The 16,786-nt window shown below is 71.6% G+C and carries 16 protein-coding genes; 3 read left to right on the plus strand and 13 right to left on the minus strand.

Annotated features, from left to right (window positions below; genetic code table 11):
- Positions 1–592: 592 nt before the first annotated feature.
- The 3 genes from MXD61_RS02255 to MXD61_RS02265 form a co-directional block, all read right to left on the minus strand.
- Positions 593–1,336 (minus strand): HNH endonuclease family protein, encoded by a 744-nt coding sequence (locus MXD61_RS02255; protein WP_248811207.1) that lies wholly within the window; start codon positions 1,334–1,336, stop codon positions 593–595.
- Positions 1,337–1,556: 220 nt separating this feature from the next.
- Entirely contained in the window at positions 1,557–3,491 is a 1,935-nt protein-coding gene (locus tag MXD61_RS02260) for a serine/threonine-protein kinase (protein WP_248811208.1), read from the minus strand.
- Positions 3,492–4,055: 564 nt separating this feature from the next.
- On the minus strand, positions 4,056–4,451 hold the full coding sequence (locus MXD61_RS02265) for a cold-shock protein (protein WP_163549802.1): 396 nt from the start codon (positions 4,449–4,451) through the stop codon (positions 4,056–4,058).
- A 238-nt stretch (positions 4,452–4,689) separates the two neighbouring features.
- Here MXD61_RS02265 and MXD61_RS02270 point away from each other — a divergent pair, with 238 nt between their 5' ends.
- A complete protein-coding gene (locus MXD61_RS02270; RefSeq protein ID WP_248811209.1) occupies positions 4,690–4,935 on the plus strand; it encodes a hypothetical protein in 246 nt (81 codons plus the stop codon).
- A gap of 34 nt (positions 4,936–4,969) precedes the next feature.
- Here MXD61_RS02270 and MXD61_RS02275 read toward each other — a convergent pair whose 3' ends face one another.
- The 5 genes from MXD61_RS02275 to MXD61_RS02295 all read right to left on the minus strand — a co-directional run bounded on the left by MXD61_RS02275 (position 4,970) and on the right by MXD61_RS02295 (position 9,529).
- Positions 4,970–5,425, minus strand: a complete 456-nt coding sequence (locus MXD61_RS02275; protein ID WP_308222664.1) for an HAD hydrolase-like protein — start codon at positions 5,423–5,425, stop codon at positions 4,970–4,972.
- Between the two features lie 30 nt (positions 5,426–5,455).
- Positions 5,456–5,806 (minus strand): rhodanese-like domain-containing protein, encoded by a 351-nt coding sequence (locus MXD61_RS02280; protein WP_163549805.1) that lies wholly within the window; start codon positions 5,804–5,806, stop codon positions 5,456–5,458.
- Between the two features lie 96 nt (positions 5,807–5,902).
- Positions 5,903–6,757, minus strand: a complete 855-nt coding sequence (locus MXD61_RS02285) for a 1,4-dihydroxy-6-naphthoate synthase (RefSeq protein WP_248811210.1) — start codon at positions 6,755–6,757, stop codon at positions 5,903–5,905.
- A gap of 47 nt (positions 6,758–6,804) precedes the next feature.
- The gene (mqnB, locus tag MXD61_RS02290; RefSeq protein ID WP_248811211.1) at positions 6,805–7,779 is read right to left on the minus strand and encodes a futalosine hydrolase; all 975 of its coding nucleotides are present in this window, start codon (positions 7,777–7,779) and stop codon (positions 6,805–6,807) included.
- 298 nt (positions 7,780–8,077) lie between these two features.
- Positions 8,078–9,529: an MFS transporter gene (locus tag MXD61_RS02295; RefSeq protein ID WP_308222665.1), complete on the minus strand. Its 1,452-nt coding sequence runs from the start codon at positions 9,527–9,529 to the stop codon at positions 8,078–8,080.
- An 82-nt stretch (positions 9,530–9,611) separates the two neighbouring features.
- Here MXD61_RS02295 and MXD61_RS02300 point away from each other — a divergent pair, with 82 nt between their 5' ends.
- Positions 9,612–10,724 (plus strand): DUF3027 domain-containing protein, encoded by a 1,113-nt coding sequence (locus tag MXD61_RS02300; RefSeq protein ID WP_248811212.1) that lies wholly within the window; start codon positions 9,612–9,614, stop codon positions 10,722–10,724.
- Position 10,725: 1 nt separating this feature from the next.
- Here MXD61_RS02300 and MXD61_RS02305 read toward each other — a convergent pair whose 3' ends face one another.
- The 3 genes from MXD61_RS02305 to MXD61_RS02315 all read right to left on the minus strand — a co-directional run bounded on the left by MXD61_RS02305 (position 10,726) and on the right by MXD61_RS02315 (position 13,603).
- Positions 10,726–11,658 (minus strand): ABC transporter substrate-binding protein, encoded by a 933-nt coding sequence (locus MXD61_RS02305; protein ID WP_248811379.1) that lies wholly within the window; start codon positions 11,656–11,658, stop codon positions 10,726–10,728.
- Positions 11,659–12,191: 533 nt separating this feature from the next.
- Complete coding sequence (locus tag MXD61_RS02310; protein ID WP_248811213.1) at positions 12,192–12,869, minus strand: ABC transporter permease; 678 nt, start codon at positions 12,867–12,869, stop codon at positions 12,192–12,194.
- Positions 12,866–13,603, minus strand: coding sequence for an ABC transporter permease (locus MXD61_RS02315; protein WP_248811214.1), 738 nt, complete (start codon positions 13,601–13,603; stop codon positions 12,866–12,868). The genes MXD61_RS02310 and MXD61_RS02315 overlap by 4 nt, the downstream gene beginning before the upstream one ends.
- 84 nt (positions 13,604–13,687) lie before the next feature.
- Between MXD61_RS02315 and MXD61_RS27850 the strand changes: the two genes are divergently transcribed.
- Positions 13,688–14,866: an ABC transporter ATP-binding protein gene (locus tag MXD61_RS27850; protein ID WP_374628355.1), complete on the plus strand. Its 1,179-nt coding sequence runs from the start codon at positions 13,688–13,690 to the stop codon at positions 14,864–14,866.
- On the opposite strand, the gene MXD61_RS02325 is transcribed toward MXD61_RS27850, so the two are convergent.
- Together MXD61_RS02325 and MXD61_RS02330 are read right to left on the minus strand one after the other, a co-directional pair.
- Entirely contained in the window at positions 14,840–15,505 is a 666-nt protein-coding gene (locus tag MXD61_RS02325; protein ID WP_248811215.1) for an ATP-binding protein, read from the minus strand. The two genes, MXD61_RS27850 and MXD61_RS02325, sit on opposite strands and share 27 nt — an antisense overlap.
- 99 nt (positions 15,506–15,604) lie before the next feature.
- Positions 15,605–16,567 carry an NAD(P)/FAD-dependent oxidoreductase gene (locus MXD61_RS02330; RefSeq protein ID WP_251079301.1) on the minus strand — a complete coding sequence of 321 codons (963 nt, stop codon included), beginning with the start codon at positions 16,565–16,567 and terminating at the stop codon, positions 15,605–15,607.
- Between the last annotated feature and the right edge of the window lie 219 nt (positions 16,568–16,786).

The raw sequence follows: 16,786 nt of genomic DNA on the forward strand, positions 1-16,786 counted from the left end.
GGGGGGGCCCGGGGGGCGGGGGGGGGGGCCCCGGGCGGGGGGGGGGGGGCGCCCCCCCCCCCCCGAGACCCCCCACGGGCCTACGGGGGTGGGGGGCTCGCCTTCGGCTTCGGGGGGGCGGGGTGTTTGTGTCTCGGGTCTGCTTGTGGCTTGTGGCGCTTCGTGGCGGCGCTTCTCCTGGTGGTGACTGTGTCTTGTCGTCGCCTTTTTTTGTGGAGCGGGGCGGCTGCGCGGGTGGCGTGGGGTGGGTCGGGGGCGGGTGCGTTCGCGAGGGGTGCCTGTGCGTTTCGTGTATCCGCGATCTTGGACTACGGGGTCGCGGAGCGTCACTGTTTGGCGTGGATGCGGGGGCGGGGCGGTCCAGGTCGAAGTGTGGTCGCTGGGCGTGGTGGGCCGGGGCTGGGTGACCACGGTTCGGGGGCGGCGTTGTGTCTGGCGGCGGCGGTGGTGGTCCCAGGGGCGCGATTTGTGGCTTTTGGTGGTCGAAGATGTGCGGGGTGTGACTGGTGTGGGGCGGGTTTTCGCGCCGCGGGGGTCGGCGAAGCGGTCGCGGAAAGCGGCGATGATCAGGTGGGGGCGATCTTGCTGGGGGTCAGGGGGTGGGGGTTAGGCCCAGGGGGGACTGGGTGGAGCATTTCTGGAGGACGGTTCGCATGGCGGTCGCCTCGGCCGAGGTGACCCACAGGTGGTAGCGCGACTTCAGTCCGACCTGGCGGGCAACGTAGGGGCACTGTTCGCCGGGGCTGGGCGGCAGCCATTCGGCCGCGTCCTGGTCGCTCTTGCGGATGTTGGTCGGACCGTCGACGGCCAGCAGGTTCTGGGGATCGTTGGCGAACTGCAGGCGCTGGGCGTCGGTCCACTCCAGAGCGCCGGTGCGCCATGCGTCGGCGAGCGCGACGACATGGTCGATCTGGACGGCGGACGCACTGCGGGCGCGGTTGAACCGGATGATCCGGGTCGTGTACGGGTCGGTGAGCTCGCCGGTGAGCACCGTGCAGTTGTCCGCCTTGCGCAGGGTCGTGCTGCGCATGTCGCGGCGAAGGATGTCGTTGCGGGTGTCGCAGCCGTTGTGGTCGACGTCCGACCAGGGGGTACCGAACGCGTCCCGGCGGTACTTCGGCGAACTGTCCTCGGCGCGGACGGGCAGGGTGCCCAGCAGGGAGAGGGCTGTCCCGGATCCACCGGCGGCCGCGGCGGCCGGGGACGTGCTGGACAGGCCAAGCGCCGAGCCAACCCGGTCAGCGGTGCTACCCGAGCAGGACGCTGTCAGACCGACGCAGAGAGCGACGATGCTCAGGATCCCCAGCCGGCCGACGCTGACACCGCTGCTTCGCACCTGTCTCCTCGTCTTGGCGATGTGTGGTCAGTGGACGACCACACCGCCCATCCGTCTTGCGTCTGCTTGAGCAGACAGTCACGTTAGCCGGCTGCCGTGCGCCGTGGGTGACAGGTGCGGGAGGTCGAGGGGAGATCCCAGCAGAAAATCGCTGTGTGGCCGGGTGACCCCGCACAGTGCGCTGGTGCGGTCCAAAGCGGAGCGCGCGGTGGGACTGGTGTCAGCGGATGGTGAGGCGTGCGCCGGAGCTCTGCGGGCTGGCATGCAGCTCGAGGACACGCGGCTGGGCATCCTTGGCCACGTCGAAGACCAGGGTGCCGCGCCTGGTCTCGCCGGGTTCGATGGTCTCCCAGAGATCCTCGCCCAGTTTGAGGCGGGCGAGCAGACTCGACTCGTGCTTGTCGCCCCGGCTGTCCAGGAGCAACTGGGCGGCGTTGTCCAGGGACGCCTCGGTGCCGCCGGTGTTGCTGACGGTCACCTTGGCCAGGCAGAAGCGTCCGTTGGCGCGCAGCGCCAGAATGCCCTCGCCGAGCTGACTCTGGGAGCAGTCCAGGTCGGTGACGGTGAAGGCGAGACCCTGGTCGGTGACCGTATCGCCGATCCCGGGGGCGCGTGGTGACGGCGTCGCGCCGGCAGATGACGTGGTGACCGTGGCTGGTCCGGTACCGCCCGAGCCGTCGTTTTTGGGCAGCGACACGATCACGATGACCGCGATCACGGCGGCGACGATCACCCCGGCGATCAGGGCGAGCTGGCGGCGGTCGGGTCCGCGGCGGCTCGGTGCCGGCGGATAGGGGCCGTAGGGCTGGCTCGGTCCGCCGGGCCCACCGGTACCGGGAGCCGCGCCGGGCAGTGGCACCGGTCCGGTGCCGGCGGGTGCGGGGGGTGCTCCCAGCGGTGCCGAGTGGGCCATCCGCGGCGGCGGGGCGGGCGAGGGCATCGGGCCGCGAACAGGCGGTCCGGCTCCTCGTGGTGCTCCGCCGCCGGCACCGCGGGGTGGGGGGCCGGGTTCGCGGGGTCGGCCGGGGTCACGCGTCGGCATTCCCACCCGCGGTGGCGGCATCCCCGCCCGGGCCGACATCGGTGCCTCACGCGACATCGGTGCCTCGCGGGGCAGGGGGGATTCACGTGCGGGCAGGGCCGGGCGCGGCAGTGTGTCGGGGGCGGGTGTACGGCCGCGGGGCGGTGGGGGGGCGGGAGCCGAGGTGGCCGGGCCGACCCGGGTCGGGGCGGGGCGGGGCACCTCGCCGGTGCGGTTGAGCAGCTCCTCGACCTGACCGAAGGCGGGTCCGAGGGCGTCGCGATGGGTCGGCGGGCCGGCGACGAGGCGCAGCAGCAGCTCACGAGCGCTGGGACGGTCGTCCGGATGCTTGGCCAGGGCCGCGGAGACCAGGCTGACCAGCGGCTCGGGCAGGCCGCGCAGGTCGGGAGGGGCGCCGACGATGCGCATGCCGAGGTCGATGTCGGAGCCCTCGCCGAAGGGGTGGCGTCCCGTCCCGGCGTAGGCGATCAGGATGCCCCAGGCGAACACATCCGCCTCGGGACCGATCGGATGGCCGTGGACCTGTTCGGGTGCCATCCAGCCGGCCGATCCGAAACCCCAGGCGGTCGGCTTGGCCTTGGCACCCTCAAGCGCCTGGGCGATGCCGAAGTCGATGACCCGCGGGCCGGACAGCGACAGCATCACGTTGCTCGGTTTGAGGTCGCGGTGGACCAGGCCGGCACTGTGGATGGCGGTCAGCGCTGTGGCGACGCCGACGGCGAGACCGGTCAGGGTGGACGAGGTCAGCGGGCCGCGGTCGACCTGTTCGTCGAGGCGGACACCGTCGATGTACTCGGTGACCAGGTAGGGAGCGGGGGCGTAGGGGTCGGCGTCAAGGACCTCGGCGGTGCAGAACGGCGCGACCCGGCGGGCGGCCTCGACCTCGGCCCGGAAACGACGGCGGAACTCCTCGTCGGCGGCCAGATCCGGTCGGATGACCTTGACGGCGACGCGCCGCCCGGCCGTGGTACGGGCCAGGTACACCGTGCCCATACCGCCCACGCCAAGCCGGCTGATCAGCGTGTAGGGGCCGATCACGCGTGGTTCGTGCGGATTGAGCGGGTCGCCGGGATCATTGCGGCGCCGGCCGTGGCCCGCGGCGTCGTCCACCATGGTCAGCACCGTACGGGGGAGGTCACGACCGCCGCCCACTGCTAGTCACCCGAATGCCTCTCAACTCCCGATTCGACCCGCGTCCCCGGCCTCGTCGCGACCTTCGCCGCACGGACCGGCGCACTGCGCGCTCCACGTTCGCAGTCTGCCGCACGGCGCGCGCCCATCGGCACACACCGGCCGACCGTCGGCTGTTCGGGTCGGCTGTACGACAATGTGTTGCGATCGTGGGATGTTTCCGTGTGGCCGTGGGGCAATGTGGAGGAATGCACACCCATGAGCGAGGCCGCGGCCGGACGCGGGGCCAGCCGCACGGTCGCCGATGAGCGCCGACGCGAACGAGAGCTCGGGCGGCGCTGGCTCGGACAGCGGGGGCTCGGGGGGGTCGGCAGCGGGGGGTGGTCGGCGTGAGGTGCATGGGCCATGGCTGCTTTGCCCCTGGTGCGATGGGCCGGTTCCGCTCGGGCACCTCGTGCCCTCCGATGAGGAGCCGGACACGCGGGTGGCGGTGTGCCGGGGATGTGGCCGGCGGGTGAGCTTCGTGGTGCCGCCCGAGCTCTGAGGCTACGCCTCCAGCTCATTGGCGACGGCATGGACGACCTTGGCGACCCGCTGCGCGATGCGCCGGTCGGGATAGCGCCCGCGGCGCAGGTCGCGTTGCACGTCGTCGAGAACCTTGATCATGTCCTCGACCATGCTGTGCAGTTCGTCGGGGCTGTGCCGCTGGGCCTGGGCGGCGGCCTTGGCGACCGACGGCGGCACGGCCAGCAGCCGCACCGACAGCGCCTGGTCACCGCGTCGACCGGCGGCCACGCCGAACTCCACCCGATCACCCGGCTTGAGCCGGTCTGTCCCGGCGGGAAGAGCCGCCTTGTGGACGAAAACGTCGCCACCGTCGTCCCGGCTGAGAAAGCCGAAGCCCTTGTCGACGTCGAACCACTTCACTTTGCCGGTGGGCACGGGCGACCTCGTTCTGAGTAACGACAGGACAACGCGGCGAAAGCTGCGGGTCTCCCAGGCTATCGGTCGACCGCACCACACGTGGGGCTTCGGTAGCGATCGGCGCTCGGATCGACCTGACCTGTGACGACTTCCCGACGCGTGTTATCCGCGACGGTCGGCGGGCATGCCTGCTCGCGACACCCGAGCCGGCCGTCCTCCCCCGGACGGCCGGCCCCCAAGGATGAGGAGCGAGTCGATGTCGAAGCTCGAACATGACGACGCGCGGGTTCCGGAGGACTTTCGTACCCGGGATGACGTCGAGGCGGCCCAGGCCGGCCGGGAGCGGGACGAAGCCGTCCGCGGAGCGGACGCCGGCCCGGACGACCCGCAGGCCCGCCAGGCCGCGGACGGGCTGACGGTGTCCGAGCGGGAGGCCGCGACCTACCGGGAGCACGCCGAGCGCGGTGCGCACCAGCAGGGTGAGGGCGCCCCGGTTGTCTGAACGGTCAGCCTAGGCTCGCGGCTTCGGCCGCGAGTCAGGCCGGGAACTCGTCGAGGTGGGTGAGCACGGTGTCGGCTCCGGCGGCGCGCAGTTCGTCCGCCGAGCATGGGCCGGTGGTCAGACCGACCGCGTGCGCACCCCCGGCACGGGCGCCGATCATGTCACCGACGTGGTCGCCGACGAAGATGTCGACGTGCTGCTCGAGCAGGGCCGTGCCCTTGGCGGCCGCGACGGCCCGCGCGGCACCCGGCATCGGCGCTGACGCCGGGATGGCGTGCACCGCGTACAACTGCCGGTAACGATCGGCCTGGGCCGGGATCTGCGCGGCCGGAAACCAGGAGGCCAGTTCGGTTTCCAGGGGCGGCCCGAGCCGGCCGACAACGGCGTCGCCGTCGACGGCGACGCCGGTCTCCGCGGACAGGGCCGCGAAGGTCGCCCGGATGCCCGCCCGGGCGTCGAGCAGGGTCAGGTCAAGGTCGAACCCGACCACCGGGGTCGATGTTCGCCACCGCGGCACCGGTTACAGCACGGTGGGGACGGCGGCGCCCTCGGCGACCATGGGACGCCCACGGGCCTGCCAGCCGACCATGCCGTCGGTGAGGTTGCGGACCTGCCAGCCACCCTGCGCCAGGTAGCTGGTGACGGCGGCGGAACGCCGCCCGGAGCGGCAGACGACCACGATGTCCTTGCCGCGGGGAACCTCGTCGAGGCGGGCGACCACATCCCCCATCGGGATGTGCAGCGCGCCGGCGATGTGCCCGGCGGACCACTCGTCGGACTCCCGGACATCGACGAGCAGGGGCGCGCCGTCCGTGGTCAGGTCGATGGGCAGGTCGTCGGCGCTTACGGCCGGGATCTGGTCAGAGCTCACCGGCCCATCCTGCCATCCGCCCGCACCGACGAACCATGCCCGCATGGCCAGCCGGGTGTGAACCGAAAGTCATCGGGAGCCCGGCGGCCGGTGCGGTCAGCGCAGCGGCTGGGTGAGGTGGGGAACGAGATCAGCCGCGGCGGCGCGGGCCAGCAGCGCCTCGACCGCGGCGAACCCCTCGTCACCGAGATCGAGGCTGAACTCGTTGACGTACAGCTTGATGTGCGCCTCGACGACGTCGGATTCCATCTCCTGCGCGTGCGCGAGAACGTACTCATGGGACGCGGACGGGTCGGCGAACGCCCGCGCGACGCTGTCGCGCACCACCTCGGACAGCGCGGGACCGTCCAGCTCGCGGCGCGCGAGGATGGCGCCGAGCGGGATCGGCAGCGAGGTCTGCCCCTCCCACCAGTCGCCGAGATCGGCCACCGCTGTCAACCCGTAGGACGGGTAGGTGAAGCGTGACTCGTGGATGACCAGGCCCGCGTCATACCGACCGGCCCGCACCGCCGGCATGATCTGCTCGAACGGCAGGACGTCGATCGCGGCCAGGCCGACACCCGCGGCCCACAGCCGGAACAGCAGGTAGGCGGTGGTACGGGTGCCCGGAATGGCGACCCGGGCGCCGCGCAGATCGGTGCGCCCGGCGGTGAGCACCAGCGGCCCACAGCCGCGTCCGAGCGCACCGCCCGAGGTCAGCAGCTGGTAGTCGGCGAGCAGCCAGGGCAGCGCGGCGTACGAGACCTTCACCAGATCGTCGCGTCGCCGCTCGGCGCGACCGTTGAGCACGTCGATGTCGGCGTAGGTGACGGTCACCGCGGGCGCGTCGGTGACCTGCCCGTGCAGGAGCGCGTGGAAGGAGAACGTGTCGTTCGGGCAGGGCGAGATGGCCAGGGACAGCGGCCGCGGCTGCCCCGGTCGGTTCGTGCCCGGCTGGGCGTCAACGCTCATCCACCGCTCCACTGTCCCTGGTGCCCCACTGCCACTGGTGCGTCGGGCTACCCGGTGTGCGGGCCGACGCCGTTGCCGTTGTGCGTACCCTGGCCGGCTCCGGAGGAGGTGACCGTTTCGGCGACGGCGACCAGGCCTTCGGGATGAGCCACCAGGGCGGCGGCGGCCATCCGCAGGCTGGCCAGTGCCGACGGCAGGTTCCAGGCCGCGCGGTCACGCCGACCGACCGGGTTGCTGACCGCCCGGATCTCCACCGCGGGCACCCCGAAGGCACGGGCGGCGAGTGCCACCGCATAACCCTCCATCGCCTCAGCGACCGGGTCAAGCCGCTCGGTCAGGGCGGCGGCGCGGCGCTCGGTGCCGGTGACGGTCGACACGCTGACGACGGTGCCAGTGACGATCCGCCGGCCGGTGGCGTCCAGCACGGTGCCGAACCGGGCCACCAGCTCCGGGTCGGGACGGGCCGTGGACGAGCCCAGGCCCAGGTCATCCAGAGTCAGGAAGGCGCCTTCGGCGCCGGCCCGGCCGTCACCGGCGCGGTGGGTCGGCGCGCCGGTGGAGTGGAAACCGAGGTTGCGGTCAAGCTCGCTGATCCGGGTGGTGGCCGCGGGCGGCTCCTCGTCGAGACCGGATTCGGCGCCGAGGTCCGCGGCGACGATCCGCTCGGCGACGACCAGATCGCCGATCTCGGCCCAGCCACGGAATCCGCCGGCCACGCCCATCATCAGCACCAGATCGAAGGGCTGGCCGCTGGCGTTGGCGACAGCCAGCGCCGTCGCCGCCCCGGCCGCCGCCGCGGGTCCGCCGGTGCCCGCGGCGAGCACCGTGACCGGGCCGCGCCGCCGGCCCACGTACGGGCCCAGCGTGGATGTGGTGAGCAGTTGACGGTCCCAGTCGGGAGAGACCAGGTTCGCCGGGCCGGCGGGTAGCCGGGTTCGCCCGCGTGACCAGCTGCCCATAAGTCCCGCGCACACCGCGTCCGCCTCAGCGGTCACCGCGGTGACGATCAGGGTGCGGTTCACGACCGCCTCCGTGTCATCGTCTGGAATGTCCTCGTCCGCCGTCCTGAATGTGCGGGTCGATTCGCCTGAATGCCACCGCACCGGACGGCAAGGTAACGGCACGGGGTTTTCGATGTGGTGCAAATCGGACGTGTTGCCGGACCATAGCACCACAGACGACACTGCGTGTCGTCGATGGCCGTGTGCGGCATGGCATGCGCATTGCGTGGGCTGCGGCGGTGTAACGGGGGTACCCGCGTTGAGACGCCCGCCGGATCGGGCACCGAGGTGCTTACCACCTGACCATCGCCTCCGCACGTCAACCCGGTGGTTGACCGCCTGGCTGGTATGCCTCGGCGGGCATCGTTTCGGTCGGCGGCCAGGTCTGCTCCGGGGCGACACCCACCGGTGCTTCCGGTGGGCCGCCCGGCCACGGATCCGACGGGACCCGTGGCTGCGCGGTGAATCCGGCCCGGGCGGCCTGGCGGGCCTGGTGCAGGGCGCGGGACTGGATGACGCCGGTGATGACGACGACGATCGCGGCCAGGGCGAAGCCCAGGGTGCCGGGCATCTCGACGAGGCCGATCGCACCCCCGGCGACCCATGCGAGCTGCAGCGCCGTCTCCGAGCGTGCGAAAGCGGAGTTTCGCGATGATTCCGGCACGTCGCGTTGGATGATCGCGTCCAGCGCCAGTTTGCCCATGGAGCCCGCGAGGCTTGCCAGCAGCGCGGCGAGCAGCGAGGTGAGTCGGGTGTAGGTGACGGCCGCGCCGACACATCCTCCGGCCGCCAGGATCATGGCCAGCACCAGGATGCCCTCCGGCCGGCGTTGGCCGAGGCGACCACCGGCGACCACGCCGAGCCCGCTGCCGACACCGGCGGCGATGGCGAGGCCGCCCAGCCACAGATTGTTGCCGCCGTTCGTGCGCAGCAGGAACGCCAGATAAAAGGTGAGGAAGCCGACCAGTCCGCGCAGGACCAGAGTGGCCCGCAACGCCACCGGCATTGCGCCCAGAACGGCGCGCACCCGGGCACGCAACCGGGTCCGCATCCCGGTCCGCGATCCGGGCCCCGCGGTGTCGGGTTCCAGCGCCACCGCCGCCGCCCGCAGCGGGAGTTCACCGGCCGCTGAATCGACGTGCCCGGGAAGGTTGAACGCCAGCAGCACGCCGGCCATGTACACGATCGCGCACATCCGCAGCACCCATGGGTAGCCGACGAACGGAATGTTCGCGAGGCCCAATCCCACCGGCGCCACAATCGCTCCGGCGACGACGTTGATCAGAGTGATGCGCGCATTGACCTTCACCAGGGTGAGTTCGGGCGGCGCCACCCGGGGGGTGACGGCGCTGCGGGCGACACCGAAGGCGCGGGAGAGCACCAGCAGACCGAGGGCCAGCGGGTAGACCGACAGCCCGTCCAGCGCGCCGGCCAGCTGCCAGGCGAGCAGTCCCCGGGCCAGACAGAGCGCGGCGAGCGCCGTGCGCCGGCCGTGCGCCACCCGGTCGAGCAGCGGTCCGATCACCGGTGCCAGCAGGGCAAACGGCACCATGGTGATCAGCAGATAGAGGGCGACCTTCGACCGTGCCTCGGCCGAGGACACCGAGAAGAACAGCGACCCGGCCAGCGCCACGGTGACCAGCGCGTCGCCGGCGGCGTTCACGAAGGACAGCTCGGTCAGCGAGGACAACCCGGTGCGCTCCGCGTCCGCGCCGCGGACCCGTGTGCGCAGGCGACGGGTGCCCCCCGAGATGCCTCTGACCACGTTCACCGTGCCGAGTGTCCTCGTCCCTGGCCCGCGCTTCCACGACCATGTCGGGCAGCGCACGTGTCCGTGGGTGAGAATACGTTGCGTGGATGCTCCAGAGGCTCGTTTCGCCGCGACCGAGTCAACCCGCGTGCCCGTGTCAAGCCCGTCCGTCGAGGTGGCTCACGCGGACGAACTCGCCGGGCCGCCCGCGGCCTTCGACCTGCCCGCGGTGACCGACGAACCCGCGGCACTCCAGCCTTCAGCCGACAGCGAACCCTCGGCTGGCAGCGAACTCCCGGCTGATACTGGCGAGGCCCCGGCCAGCGGTGCGGGCGCGGTGGCGCCCGAACAGTCGCGGGGCGCGCGGGCAGGTCGGGATTCGGGGGTGGACGCGGCCTGTGCCGCCGCGGTCGACCTGGCCCGGGCCGCGGCCGTTGCGGAGGCCGGCAGCGAGGAGGCGGTCGGCGCGCATCTCGGTGTCGAAGCCGAGGGCGACCGGATCGTCCTGCACCGTTTCGCCTGCGAATCGCCCGCCTACTACGGCTGGGTGTGGACGATCGTGGTCACCCGGGCAGCCCGGGTGCGTAAGGCGACCGTCGACGACGTGGTGCTGATGCCCTGGGACGAAGCGCTGCTCGCTCCGGCCTGGGTGCCGTGGTCGCAGCGGCTGCGCCCCGGGGATGTCGGCGTCGGCGACCTGCTGCCGACCGCGATCGACGATCCGCGGCTCGCGTTGCGGGTGACCGACGTCGAGGAGCTCATCGACACCGACGACTTCGTCGAACTCGGCCTGGGCCGGCCGCGGGTGCTGTCGGTGGCCGGCCGGGAGGAGGCCGTCGAACGCTGGTACGCCGGTGAGGCGGGCCCCGGCGCGTCCATCGCGAAGGTGGCGCCAGCCTCGTGCCTGACCTGCGGCTTTCACGTCCGCCTGGCCGGGGCGTTGGGTCGGCTGTTCGGCGCGTGCGCCAACGAACTCGCCCCGGACGACGGTCGGGTGACGTCGATCGACCACGGCTGCGGTGCTCATTCCGAGGCGATGGTGGCCCCGTCGGCGCATCCGGAGCCGGTCATCTTCGACGAGGATCCCAGCGACCTCGTCCCCACGGACGTGGAACTGATCGGTGTCGGGGCTCATACCCCCGGCTCCGTGTCGGACCCGGAGCCGGGGGAGGAGTCAGGCGACGGTCCCGGCTCCGAGCCCTACGGCCACTCCTGACCTAGAGCAGGCCCTTGTCCTCGAGGTAGGAGCGGGCGACGTCGGCCGGCTTCTCCCGGGAGGAGTCGACCTTCTTGTTGAGTTCGCCCAGGTCGGCGGTGGTGAGCACCGGGGCGAGGCTGTTCAGCGCGGCGGAGATCTTCGGGGTCAGCGACTTCGTGGTGACGATCGGGACGAGGTTGTCCGCGTTCTGCAACTTCCTGTCGTCGGTCAGCACGACGAGGTCGCTGTCGGCGACGGTGGCGTCGGTGGTCAGCACCAGGCCGAGCTGGGCCTTGCCGTCCTTGACGGCGGCCTTGGTCTGCGGGGTGTCCACGCCGGTGCGCACGATCTCGCTGACCTTGATGCCGTAGGTCTTCTCCAGCCCCGGCTGGCAGAACGGCCGGGTGGCGCACTCCGGGCCGGCGGCAAGCTTCACGCTCAGGCCGCTGGCACCCAGGTCGGACAGGGTTCGCAGCTTGTGCTCGGTGGCGAACGACCTGCTCACCGCGAAGGCGTTCTGGTCGACGGCGGACGCCGGGTTGAGCACGGTCAGGCCGCGGCGCCCGGCGAGCGAACGCAGCGCCGTCAGGGACTTCTGCAGGTCAGGTGAGGAGACCGAGGCCGCCTGGGCGCCGTTGATCTCGGTGTTGAGCAGGTCCGCGTATGTCGCGACGTACTGCGGCATGGCGTCCACGATGCCCTTTTCCAGGGAGGACTGGGCGAGCTCGGTCTGCTGCACCGACGTCCGCTCGGCCTTGTACCCGGCCTTCTCCAGCAGCGCCGCGTACATCTCCGCGAGAATCCTGCTCTCGGTGAAGCCGGCGTCGGCGACCGTGAGCGTCCCCCCTGCGGATGACGCGGTGGCGCCGGACGAACTTCCGCCGCTGGTGCTGCCGCTGGTGTCCGAGCCGCAGGCGGCCAGTCCCAGGATCAGGGCGACCAGGGCGGCCATGCCTGTCACCAGGGCACGCGGCCGACGCCGCGTTCCGATCAGTGCTGTCGGGTCTGTCACGAGGTCGGCCCTCCGGCGGTCTCTGGACGGGTTCGGCCGTCACCCTCCCGCAGCCGCTGCCCCACCGCAACCGCAACCCACATAAACGACAGCGCCAAGGTGGGAAATCCCGATCCGCGCCCCGCCCGGCCGCCCCCGAACTGTGATCGCACACCGTCACAGTGGAGTCTGCCGTCGGCAACGATTCTGCCGGCTTGTTCGTGCGACGCGGCACAACCCTCAACCATGGCCACGTTCCGTGATGCCGTGGCTGGGGGCGCGGGTGTGCAGGGTGCACAGGGGTCGCTGTGGGGGTCTTCGTGTCCGATTTGCCCCCCACGGCGACCCGTGTAGGCGGATCTTGCTGTGGGGCTCGTGGCGAGGCGTGATGGGGGTGGGGGTGGGGTGCTGTTCGTGCGGTCTGGCCGCGGAGAGTGGGTGTTCGGGTGGACAGGTTCGCGGCGGCTGGCTGGGGCGGTCAGCGGTTGGGATGGTCAGCGGCGCGGACGGGTGGGCTGTGGGGCCCGGGTGAGCAGGCGGGTCAGGGCGAACAGGGTGCCGTCCACCATGAGGGCGAGCACGGCGACCAGGATGGCGCCGCCGACGACCTTGTTCTGCTCGTGGTTGGCCAGACCGTCCACGACGAAACGGCCGAGGCCACCGCCGCCGATCAGCGCGGCGATGGTCGCGGTCGCCACCACCTGCACCGCGGCCAGCCGCAGACCCAGCAGGATCATCGGGAGGGCGAGGGGGAGTTCCACCCGGCGCAGCACCTGGCCGCCGGACATGCCCATGCCGCGGGCGGCCAGCACGGCGCCGGGGTCGACCTCGCGGATCCCCACGTAGCTGTTCGTGACCAGGGGGGCGATGGCGAACAGGGTGAGCGCGAGCACCGTGGTCAGGTCGCCGATGCCCAGCGGACCGATGGCCAGCAGCACCAGCACGGCGAGCGTCGGCACGGCCCGGCCGATGTTCGAGATGTTGATCGCCAGGGTGCCGCCGCGCCCGAGGTGACCCAGGGCGATCCCGATCGGCAGGGCCACCGCTGACGCGATCCCGACCGAGGCGGCGGTGAGCAGCACGTGTTCGCCGAGGCGGGTCGCGATCCCCTCCCCGCCACGCCAGCTCGAGCCGGTGGTGAGCCAGTCGAAGGCACTGGTCAACGTGCTCATGCGGTCGTCGCTTCAGGTTGGCCGCGGCCCGGCCGGCGGCGGGACCGCCGGCGGTGCCGCCAGGGGTGCCGCCAGGGGGTGAGCAGCCACTGCAGGGCCACCAGCAGCAGGTCGGCGACGACGGCGAGTGCCACGCACAGCACCGAGGCGGTCAGCACCTCGGACTTGAACGAGCTGTTCAGACCGTCGTAGATCAGGTTGCCGAGACCGCCGTGGCCGATCACCGCCCCCACGGTGACCAGGGCGATGGTCGAGACGGTGGCGACCCGGATCGCGGCCATGATCGCGGGCAGCGCGAGGGGGAGTTCGACGGTCAGCAGCAGCCGGGTGGGGCCGTAACCCATCCCGCGGGCGGCCTCCCGCACGTCGTCCGGGACGGTGTCGAGCCCGGCCAGCAGGCCCCGGAACAGGATGACCAGCGTGTAGACCACCAGTCCAATGCGTACCGTCGTCACCGACAGGCCGGTGACCGGCAGCAGCAGCGCGAAGAACGCCAGCGACGGCACCGTGTACAGCACGTTCGTGAGCCCGCCGATCCAGGGCACGCTCACCCGGTAGCGCCGGGCGAACAGGACCAGCACAGCGGCGATCACCAGGCCGATCGGAACCGCGGTCACCGTCAGTGAGATGTGTTCGCGGGTGGCCGTCCACAGCTCGTCGGAACGCGTACGGACATAGTCTCCGCAGATCCACGCGTTCTGCTCGAGGCAGGTCCCGGACGTGGCGATGGCCATCGATGCACCGTAACCGGTCGGGAGGACACGATGCCGACAACCGGTCAACCCACCGCCACGAAGCCCGAAGCCGGCGCGGATCCCATGATCTCGCTGGTCGGGGTGGGTCGGCGCTATCCGGATGGCACGGTGGCCGTGCGCGATCTGAGCTTCGACGTGCCGGCGGGAGAGCTGCTGTGCATGGTGGGTCCGTCCGGCTGTGGCAAGACGACGACCATGAAGATGATCAATCGACTGGTCGAGCCCACCAGCGGGCGGATCCTGGTGGCCGGCGAGGACGTCACCCGGACCAACCCGGTGCAGCTGCGTCGGCGGATCGGCTACGTCATCCAACAGGTCGGGCTGTTCGGGCACCTGACCGTCCGGGGCAACGTCGCCACCGTGCCGCGGCTGCTCGGCTGGCCGTCGGCGCGCATCCGGGCGCGGGTGGACGAACTCCTGGAGCTGGTCGGGCTGGACCCGACCACCATCGGACGGCGTTATCCCCATGAGCTGTCCGGCGGTCAGCAGCAGCGGGTCGGGGTGGCCCGGGCCCTGGCGGCCGACCCGCCGGTGTTGCTGATGGACGAGCCGTTCTCGGCGATCGACCCGATCGCCCGGGCACGGTTGCAGGCCGAGTTCCTGCGCCTGCAGCAGGAGATCCGTAAGACGGTCGTGTTCGTCACGCACGATCTGGACGAGGCGATCCGGCTTGGTGACCGGGTCGCGGTGTTCAGCCAGGGCGGCACACTGGAACAGATCGACCCGCCCGCGCGCATCCTGGGCCGTCCGGCGACCGATTTCGTGGCCGACTTCGTCGGCGCCGACCGGGCGCTGCGCCGGCTGGCCGTCACCCCCCTGCTCCCCGCCGATCTGGAACCACCCCGCCCGCACTCTGCCGGCGGGGCGAACAGTGCCGGTGGGACGTCCGGTGCCGGTGGGGCGGATGGGCGGGGCGCGGTGGGGACGGGCCCGGCCAGGGTGCGGGTGGGCGCGCCGTTGCGCCAGGCGCTCGCCGCGCTCCTGGCGCAGGACCGGGGCACCCTCGACGTCTATGCCGCGACCGCCGGGGCGAGCCCATCCGGTGGCGGCACTCCTGGTGGCGGCGTGCCCGGTGACGCCGTGTCATCCGGTGCCGCAGCGGACGAGACTGATCCACGTGAGCAGCCGATCGGAATGCTCACGCCCGCCGGGCTGCACGCCGCCCTGCGTCGGTCGGTGGCCGCCGACGACGCCGGCGGCACGGGCGGCGGGCCGTCAGTGGGGCTTGTCGATGGTCTCTGACGCGACCGAGCGGCCGGGGATTTCGGCGGATGCCGAGGATGCCGGCGCGGGTGAGGGTGAGGGTGGCGCGGTGCTGGGGGTGAGGCCCGGGGTGGGAGTTCCCCATGGTCCGGAGGGAGTGCGTGGTCGGCTCAGGCGTGCGCCGGGTGCGCTCTCCTCCCAGGCCAGAACCTTCTCCAGATGGACGCGGGTGCCTCGGTACGGACCGTCCACCCGGTGGAACTGCACCTGATCCATCAGCGCCCTCATGAGGAAGATTCCCCGGCCCTGCTCGGGAACGCCATCGGTGGCGATGTCACTGAGACCGTCCGGAGTGCTGCTGGGGGCGCTCTCGGGGGCGGCCTCAGCCGCGACCGCGCTGGCGATCAGGTCGGGATCGACGGTCAGGTCGAAACCGCCGCCGCGATCGCTGACCTCGATGACGGCCACCTCGTTGTCCACGCCGACCGATACCTCGTACTCGTCCTCGATCTGGGCGTGAATCAGCACATTGGCACAAGCTTCTGTCAACGCAAGCTCAACGTCGTCGATGCATTCACGGATGACGCCGAGGACTTTCAGGGATTGCGTGCAGATTCTTCGAACCACCGGAATGGAGATCTCATCGCGTGGCAACGACAGGCTGAGTTTGATCTCCATGTCGGCAGGTCTACCCCCCCGTGACAGCATCAATCGAACCAGCTCGGCCGACATTTGTCAGTTCTTGGTCACATGCGCCGGCGCCGGTCGGCGTGTCGCTCAGGAGAGCCGCTCGATGATCGCATGGCCCAGTGCGGTGCCGGAGAGCCAGGCATTCTCGATCTTCGATTGTGCGCCCCAGCCGTCACCGGCCAGGCCGATCGCATTGTCGGACAGGAAGAACGGACGATCGTGGACCTGCGCGGGTCGGGCGAACGACCAGCGCTGCACCTGCAGCCACTGCGGTGCCTCGTCGACGGCCAGCAGCCGGCGCACCGCCGCGAGCAGTCCGGGCCCGGCGGCCGCGGGCTCGGCCAGCCGAGGGGCGGCATAGCCGGCGGTGGAATGGGCGACCAGGACCGCCGCCTGGTCGCCGCGGCGGCGGCCATCGTCGGCGATCCACGTCAGGGTGTCGTCCTCGTGGACGAAGGCACCGTCGAGCGGCGTCCAGCAGCGGTGCGACCAGCCGGCGAGCAGCGTCAGCGCGGGCAGCCACGGCCGGTCGACGACCATCGCCCGCTCGGCGGTGAGGGACACGTCCAGGTGTCGGGCGGCCTGCGGGTCGGGCATGGCCAGCACCGCGGCGTCGACCCGTTCACCATCGACGCACGGGCCGGGGGTGATCCGGGCGATCGGCGCCGCCTGGGTGACCCGGACGCCGCTGCGGGAGGCGAGGTCGGCGACCAGGGACCGCAGGCCGCCCGGCGCGGTGTAGCGCATCGGGCCCGGCTCGCCGATCACCAGGGCCTGGTCCGAGCCGCGCAGCACCGACATCCGTCTGGTCCAGGCCCGGGCCACCCCACGGGTGGTCCAGTCCGCGACGACCTCGGCGAACTGCGGCGAGGTCACCGTGAAATACGACGCGCCCGTATCGACGATGCGACCGTCGATCCAGCGTGAGGCCATCCGGCCACCGATCACGCGGCCGCGGTCACGGACCCGCACCGAGATCCCACCCGCCTGAAGCACGCAGGCGCAGGCGATTCCCGCAATCCCCCCACCGGCGACCAGGACCTTTGACAACAGTCCCCCAATGTCCTGCTCGACGACAGTCCAACCCAGCTAACGTCCAGCTAACGTCCAGTTAGCACCAGAGGGCCGGTGCGGCCCGTCCAGCTCACCATCATCGTGCCCGGTAGACCTGTGGATCGCCGGGTCGAGGTGACATCGGCGTGGGATAACGTGCGTCCCGATCGAGGGTTTTCCCGGACATCTTCTGGGGGCTGCCGCCCAATTGAAAGG

The sequence above is a fragment of the Frankia sp. AgPm24 genome (assembly GCF_023243055.1).
GTDB lineage: Bacteria > Actinomycetota > Actinomycetes > Frankiales > Frankiaceae > Frankia > Frankia umida.